The 7,009-nt window shown below is 58.5% G+C and carries 6 protein-coding genes; all 6 read left to right on the top strand.

All coding sequences use genetic code 11. From position 1 onward, the window contains the following. On the top strand, nt 1–333 hold a 333-nt coding region (locus K0B87_03715), incomplete at its 5' end, for a hypothetical protein (GenBank protein ID MBW6513846.1). A gap of 1,375 nt (nt 334–1,708) precedes the next feature. Then, on the top strand, nt 1,709–1,918 hold the full coding sequence (rpmE, locus tag K0B87_03710; protein ID MBW6513845.1) for a 50S ribosomal protein L31: 210 nt from the start codon (nt 1,709–1,711) through the stop codon (nt 1,916–1,918). A 100-nt stretch (nt 1,919–2,018) separates the two neighbouring features. Continuing rightward, nucleotides 2,019–2,996: a DUF1385 domain-containing protein gene (locus K0B87_03705; protein ID MBW6513844.1), complete on the top strand. Its 978-nt coding sequence runs from the start codon at nt 2,019–2,021 to the stop codon at nt 2,994–2,996. A 1-nt stretch (nt 2,997) separates the two neighbouring features. After that, a complete protein-coding gene (prfA, locus tag K0B87_03700) occupies nt 2,998–4,059 on the top strand; it encodes a peptide chain release factor 1 (GenBank protein MBW6513843.1) in 1,062 nt (353 codons plus the stop codon). Continuing rightward, nucleotides 4,060–5,316, top strand: coding sequence for a hemolysin family protein (locus K0B87_03695; GenBank protein ID MBW6513842.1), 1,257 nt, complete (start codon nt 4,060–4,062; stop codon nt 5,314–5,316). A gap of 11 nt (nt 5,317–5,327) precedes the next feature. Then, the gene (gene ftcD / locus K0B87_03690; GenBank protein MBW6513841.1) at nt 5,328–6,992 is read left to right on the top strand and encodes a glutamate formimidoyltransferase; all 1,665 of its coding nucleotides are present in this window, start codon (nt 5,328–5,330) and stop codon (nt 6,990–6,992) included. Nucleotides 6,993–7,009 lie beyond the last annotated feature (17 nt).

Here is a 7,009-nt window from a genome sequence, read left to right as displayed (position 1 = left end):
TACAATGAGCTCCTGGGCAGCATCGCCAGGAATCTGAGCACGCTCTACGCCGCGGCTTCGGTGGACTACAAGGCCGACCTCAAGAGCTACAGCCAGCGCAACGGCAGCCAGAACGTGCCCAAGACCAAGCTGCCGCCCACTGCCTACGCCATCTTCATCAAGTTGATGTACGCCTGGCAGAAGGCGGATTCCGAGCACGTCGACCTCGCCAGCCTGACCGCCAGCGACATCGGCACCGTGGGCCTGGGCGTGGTGGATACGCTCAAGGCCGCGATCGACAACGACCTGCTGGACAGCTTGAGCGACTACGACGACCTGACCGGGGTGTTTTAGGCGTTAAGCGTTACGGGTTACGGGTTACGCGTGACTCGAAAGGGGAAAAGGGCAAAAGGGGAAAAGGGCAAAAGGGGAAAAGGGTGGAACCATGTAGCCGGAGGATTCCGATCCTCCGCCTGAAGGGAAGCCCCGGAGGGGCGATAAAACTTAGCCCAGGGTGGAAACCCTGGGTATGGGAAAGATAACGCTCCCTACCCCGGATTCCCCACCCCACCAAGTGCGCGGCTCTTAATGAGCCGCGAACAATGGTGGGGTGGGGCTTTGACAAATATGTGAAATCAACGCCTCATACCCCCAGGGTTTACACCCTGGGCTAAAATATGCCGCTCCTGCGGAGCTTCGCCTGTTGACAAACCCCGCCGCAGGTGGGGTGGGGCTTTGACAAATATGTGAAATCAACGCCTCATACCCCCAGGGTTTACACCCTGGGCTAAAATATGCCGCTCCTGCGGAGCTTCGCCTGTTGACCAACCCCGCCGCAGGTGGGGTGGGGCTTTGACAAATATGTGAAATCAACGCCTCATACCCCCAGGGTTTACACCCTGGGCTAAAATATGCCGCTCCTGCGGAGCTTCGCCTGCTGACCAACCCCGCCGCAGGTGGGGTGGGGCTTTGACAAATATGTGAAATCAACGCCTCATACCCCCAGGGTTTACACCCTGGGCTAAAATATGCCGCTCCTGCGGAGCTTCGCCTGCTGACAAACCCCGCCGCAGGTGGGGTGGGGCTTTGACAAATATGTGAAATCAACGCCTCATACCCCCAGGGTTTACACCCTGGGCTAAAATATGCCGCTCCTGCGGAGCTTCGCCTGTTGACAAACCCCGCCGCAGGTGGGGTGCAGCCTGCTGACCAACCCCGCCGCAGGTGGGGTGAAGGAATATAGGCGGCGGCTTTAGCCGTCGTATTAAAAGCTGGTGTGTTCGTTGTTGCTGGCCCACCCCCACCCCAAACACGGATTGCATCTGTGTTCGGGGTGGGGGTGGGGAATTTGGGGAAACAAACGATCCCTCCATAAATACCCGGGATAAATCCCCCCGCCTATTGTCCTGCACCGGTTGAAACCGGTTTGTCTACAGGCTTAGCGGTCTGTGACCGCTGTGGCAAAGCGGAATTTGCCACCCCAAAACCCAGCCCCGGGGATCGGGAAGCCGAATTCCGGTTCGGCGATCGGACGGAGTCCGATTCATCGCTGGAAGGCCTCTGCGAGCCCTGTGGCAAAGCGGAATTTGCCACCCCAAAACCCCAGCCCCGGGGATCGCACAGCCGATCAGGTTTGCCTGCCGCTGGAATGAAAAAAGCTGTTGACAGATAGGGCGCTTGGAAAATCGTGACTTACATTAAGCAAGATATCATTCAAGGAGCCAGATAGATGAAAAAGGGAATTCACCCCAAGTATGAAGAATGCACCGTGCGCTGTGCCTGCGGAAACGAGTTCAAGACCCGTTCCACCAAGGGCAACATGCAGGTCGAGATCTGCAACGTGTGCCATCCTTTCTACACCGGCAAGCAGAAGATCCTGGACACTGCCGGACGCGTGGAAAAATTCAACAAGCGCTACAACCTGAAAAGCGAAAAATAGTTCCGTTTCAGTTTAAACGCCATTTCGCCCCAGCCCCAAGCCCGGGAAATGGCGTTTTTTCTATCCTGCGGGCAAATGGGGCTGGATCAAAGGAATTAAAATGGATATGAAAAAAGAGATAAGCGTGGGCGGCCAGGCCGTCATCGAAGGCGTGATGATGCGCGGACCGGACTGCCTGGCCACGGCGCTGCGGCGCAAAGACGGTTCGATCGAGCTGTTCAAGCAGCCCTTTGCCAGCAAGGCCAAAAAAGGCACTTTCCTGGGCATTCCGATCATCCGGGGTTTCGTTTCCCTGCTGGAAATGCTGGCCATCGGCATGAAAACCCTCACCCTATCGGCCAACCGCTATGAGTTGGACCTGAAGCAGGAGGAGGAGGAACAGGGCAAGGCAGTCAAGCAGAAATCCAAATCCGCCGCCAAATTCGAGGAGGTCTTCAGCATCGTGATCGCCTTCGGGCTGGCCTTTCTGCTCTTTGGCTATCTGCCCTACCGGATCGCGGACTGGGTTGGCCTGGGCAAGCAAAACCTCTGGTTCAATCTCTTCGCGGGTGGCATCCGCATCTTGTTTTTCGTCCTCTACATCTGGCTGATCAGCCTGATGAAGGACGTGCGCAGGCTGTTCCAATACCATGGGGCCGAGCACAAGAACGTGAACGCCTATGAAAAGGAAACCGGCCTGGAGATCCCTGCCATTCAAACCAACACCACGATCCATCCGCGCTGCGGAACCAGCTTCATGTTCTTCGTCCTGCTGATCTCGATCCTGGTCTTCTCGATCACGGACACCCTGGTCTCGATCTTCCTGCTGGGCGGAGAGCCCGTCCCGATGCTGCTGCGCCTGGGCTATCACATACTGCTGATCCCGCTGGTCTCGGGAATTAGCTATGAAGTGCTCAAATACAGCGGACGCAACCTGAACCATCCCGTCGTGAAGCTGCTCACGGTTCCGGGCATGGCCTTGCAGCGCATCACCACCCAGCCTCCGGACGACTCGATGGTGGAAACCGCGCTGGTGGCCATGAAAGCCGCTTTGGACATGGACCTGGCTGGGCACGACGTAAAGCTGACGCAGGATTGACATGCTGCCCCGGGAAAAGCTTGAGGGCCTGGCCAAGGAACTGGAGGAACTGCAGGAGACGATCTCCGACCCTGCCGTGATCAGCGACGCGAGGCGCTATAAGCAATTGATGCGCCGCTATCGCGAACTTTCCGAGATCTGCTCCGAATGGAAGCGCTATCAGGATCTGGAAGCCCAGATCACTGGAGCCGAACATCTCCTGCTGACCGAACCGGAGATGGCGGACCTGGCCAGGGAAGAGCTCGAGGTCCTGGCCCAGCGCCAGGAAACCAGCGAACTCAAGCTGCGCGACCTGCTCACCCCCAGCGACCCCAACGAAGGCAAGAATGCCATCATCGAGATCCGCGCCGGCACCGGTGGCGAGGAGGCTGCCCTGTTCGTTGCCGACCTCTATCGCATGTATGGCTATTACGCGGAGCAAAAGGGCTGGAAACACCAGCTCCTGGACCACAATGAGACCGGCTTGGGCGGCTTCAAGGAGATCATCTTCATGCTCTCCGGCGAGGATGCCTACGGCCTCATGCGCTTTGAAAGCGGGGTCCACAGGGTTCAGCGCATCCCGGTGACCGAATCCGGAGGCCGCATCCACACTTCCGCGGTGAGCGTGGCCGTTTTGCCCGAAGCCGAGGACATCGACATCGAACTTACCGAAAGCGACCTCCGCATCGACGTCTACCGCAGTTCCGGCCATGGCGGCCAGAGCGTCAACACCACCGATTCCGCGGTCCGCATCACCCATCTGCCCACCGGCATCGTGGTCACCTGCCAGGACGAGAAATCCCAGCTCAAGAACAAGGTGAAGGCGATGAAGGTTTTGCGCTCGAGGCTTTTGGATGCCGAGATCAGCCGTCAGGAACAGGAGATCGCCAGTTCGCGCAAGGCCCAGGTCAGCACCGGAGACCGTTCCGCCAAGATCCGCACCTACAATTTTCCCCAGTCCCGGGTCACCGACCACAGAATAAACTTGACAAGCTACAATCTGGATTCTTTTTTGGCGGGCAATATCGAAGACTTCGTCCAGGCCCTGCGCATCGCCTGGAGGAATGAGAAGGTAAACGCATAAATGTCTCTGCTTGAAATACTGCTTTGGGGGATCATCATGGTGATCCTGCTCGGCTTGTCCTTCCTGTTTTCCGGCTTTGAAAACGGGGTAATTTCGATTGACATGCTCCGCCTCGAAGGCAAGGCCAGAAAGAGCAGGTCCGCCGCGAATCTCCAAAGCTATCTGCGCCAGCCGGACAAGGTGCTGGGCTCAACCCTGCTGGGCAACAACATCGTCAACGTCCTCCTGGCCACGCTTTCCACCTATCTGGTCTACAGCAATGTCGACCCCGCCATTTTCAATCCCAAATACACTTCCCTGGTCGTGGGGGCCTTCGTCCTCATCTTTGGAGAGGTGGTGCCCAAGTCCGTTTTCCGGGATAACGCCGAAACCCTGGTCCCGGCCGTCTATCCCTTCATGCGCTTCGTCTATTTCCTGCTCAGGCCTTTTGTGGCAGGCGTTTCCTGGCTCAACGGCCGGCTGCGCCAACTGCTCCGGATCACCGAAGGCACCAGCTTCAACTACCTCACCAAGGACGACCTCACCTACCTGCTTTCGCTCACGGAGAAGGATTCCGAAGACGAGCCCCAGATGGAGATGATCGAGGACGCCCTGGATTTCACTGAGCAAGAGGCGCGCAACATCATGATCCCGCGCACGGAGGTGGTCGCCATCCCGGAAACAGCCACCATCGCCGAAGCCATCGAGATCGCCCGCGAGGAAGGCTTCACCCGTTATCCGGTCTATCGCAAGGACCTGGACGACATCGTGGGCATCCTCATCATCTACGACGTGCTCAAGCGCGAACACACTCCCGAGACCAAGGTCAGCGACCTCCTCCACGAACCCTTTTTCACACCCGAAAACACCGATCTGGACGTGCTGCTCAAGGAAATGCAGAAGCATCACCGCAGCATCGCCATCGTGGTCGATTCCTATGGCGGAACGGCCGGCATCGTGACCATGGAGGACATCCTGGAAGAGATCTTTGGAGACATCGCGGACGAATATGACGACGCGGAAGAGGTGGGCGAAGTGGAACAGGTATCCCCCAACACCTGGCTGGTGCAGGCGGATATCGAGATCGACCGGCTCTCTGATGAATATGGGATCCACCTGCCCGAGGGGGACTACGAGACCGTGGCCGGCCTGATCCTGGACCGTCTGGCCCGCATCCCGCACCAGGGGCAGTTCATAAACGTGGAGCCCTACCGCATCCAGGTCCTGCAGGCCACTGAAAAGAAGATCATCAAGGTCAAGATACACAAAACAAACTGAAGAGGTGAGACATGAAGCTGATGGAATGCGTTCCCAATTTCAGCGAAGGCCGGGACCACGCGGTCCTGGACGCCATTGCCGGCGAGATCAGATCAGTAAACAACGTCGTGCTCCTGGATGTGGATCCCGGCGCTGATACGAACCGCACGGTGTTTACCCTGGCTGGAGAGCCGGATGCCGTTGTGGAAGCGGCCTTCCGGGCGATCAAAAAAGCCGCCGGACTGATCGACATGAGCAAACATCACGGCGAGCATCCCCGCATGGGCGCCACCGATGTCTGCCCCTTCATTCCCATCTCGGACATCACGATGGAGGAATGCGCTGAATACGCCCGCAAACTGGGCAAGCGCGTGGGCGACGAACTGGGCATCCCGGTCTATCTCTACGAGAACGCCGCCTCCAAAGAGGAATGGCGCAACCTGGCCACCGTCCGCTCAGGCGAATACGAAGCCCTGGCGGAAAAAGCCAAGGACCCCGCCTGGAAGCCGGATTTCGGGCCCCACGCCTTCAACCCCAAAAGCGGGGCCACCGCCATCAGCGCGAGGGAATTCCTCATCGCCTACAACATCAACCTCAACACCCGCGATAAAAAGAAAGCCCATGACCTGGCCCTCAGCATCCGCGAAAGCGGGCGCAGCGCCCGGGACGAGAACGGAAAGCTGCTCAAGGACGAAAACGGCAACAAGGTCACCATCCCCGGCCTCTTCACCCATTGCAAGGCCGTGGGCTGGTACATCGACAGCTACAACCGCGCCCAGATCAGCATCAACCTCACCAACTACAAGGTCACGCCACCCCATCTCGTGCTGGAAAAAGTGCGCGAACTCGCCCTGGAGATTGGCGTCAACGTCACCGGCAGCGAGCTGGTGGGCCTGATCCCCAAGGCCGCGCTGCTGGAATCCGGCAAATTTTACCTCCAGCGCATGAACGAAAGCACCGGCATCCCCGAAAAGATGATCATGGAAACCGCCATTCAATCCATGGGCCTGGCGGAACTGGGACCCTTCGACCTGGACAAGAAGGTGATCGAATACGCCATCGCCCGTCCGGACAGCCTCTGCTCGCTGCGTCTGGACGACTTTGCCGACCTGCTTTCCACCGATTCCCCCGCCCCCGGCGGTGGCAGCGTCGCGGCCCTTTGCGCCGCCCTTTCCGGAGCCCTTTCGGCCATGGTTTCCAACCTCACCATCGATAAAAAAGGCTATGAACAGGTGCAGGACAAGGTGCGCGAACTGGCCCCGCTTGGCCAGGATATCAAGCTCAAGGCACTGCAATACATCGATGCCGATACCGACGCCTTCAACGCGATGATGGAAGCCCTCCGCCTGCCCAAAAAGACCAACGCGGAAGCCGCTCTGCGCGGCGAGATGGTGGAAAAGACCACCCAACAGGCGATCATGGTCCCCTTCCGCACCCTGGAACTGGCTTGGGAAGCTTTGCAGCTTGCCGAACAGGTTGCCGCCGTGGGCAACGCCAACGCACTTTCAGACGCTGGAGTGGCCTCGCTCACAGCCCTCAGCGCTGCCAAGGCCGCCAACTACAACATCCTCATCAACCTCGCCGGTGTCAGCACCAAAAGCTTCATTGAAGACATAAAGGCCCGCTCCGCCGCGCTGATCGCCCAATGCGAAGAGATCGCCGCCCGGATCGAGGCTTCCGTCAGCACCAGGCTCTGACTGCAAGAGCTTTCCAG

The sequence above is a fragment of the Candidatus Syntrophosphaera sp. genome, from assembly GCA_019429425.1.
In the GTDB taxonomy this organism is placed as follows: Bacteria; Cloacimonadota; Cloacimonadia; order Cloacimonadales; family Cloacimonadaceae; genus Syntrophosphaera.
Note: the sequence above shows the minus strand (reverse complement) of the source record. Positions and strands in the feature narration are given on the sequence as shown.

Excerpts from the sequence above, each read along its gene's own strand:
- rpmE (MBW6513845.1), top strand. The coding sequence starts at position 1,709 with ATGAAAAAGGGAATTCACCCCAAGTATGAAGAATGCACCGTGCGCTGT.
- K0B87_03705 (MBW6513844.1), top strand. The coding sequence starts at position 2,019 with ATGGATATGAAAAAAGAGATAAGCGTGGGCGGCCAGGCCGTCATCGAA.
- prfA (MBW6513843.1), top strand. The coding sequence starts at position 2,998 with ATGCTGCCCCGGGAAAAGCTTGAGGGCCTGGCCAAGGAACTGGAGGAA.
- K0B87_03695 (MBW6513842.1), top strand. The coding sequence starts at position 4,060 with ATGTCTCTGCTTGAAATACTGCTTTGGGGGATCATCATGGTGATCCTG.
- ftcD (MBW6513841.1), top strand. The coding sequence starts at position 5,328 with ATGAAGCTGATGGAATGCGTTCCCAATTTCAGCGAAGGCCGGGACCAC.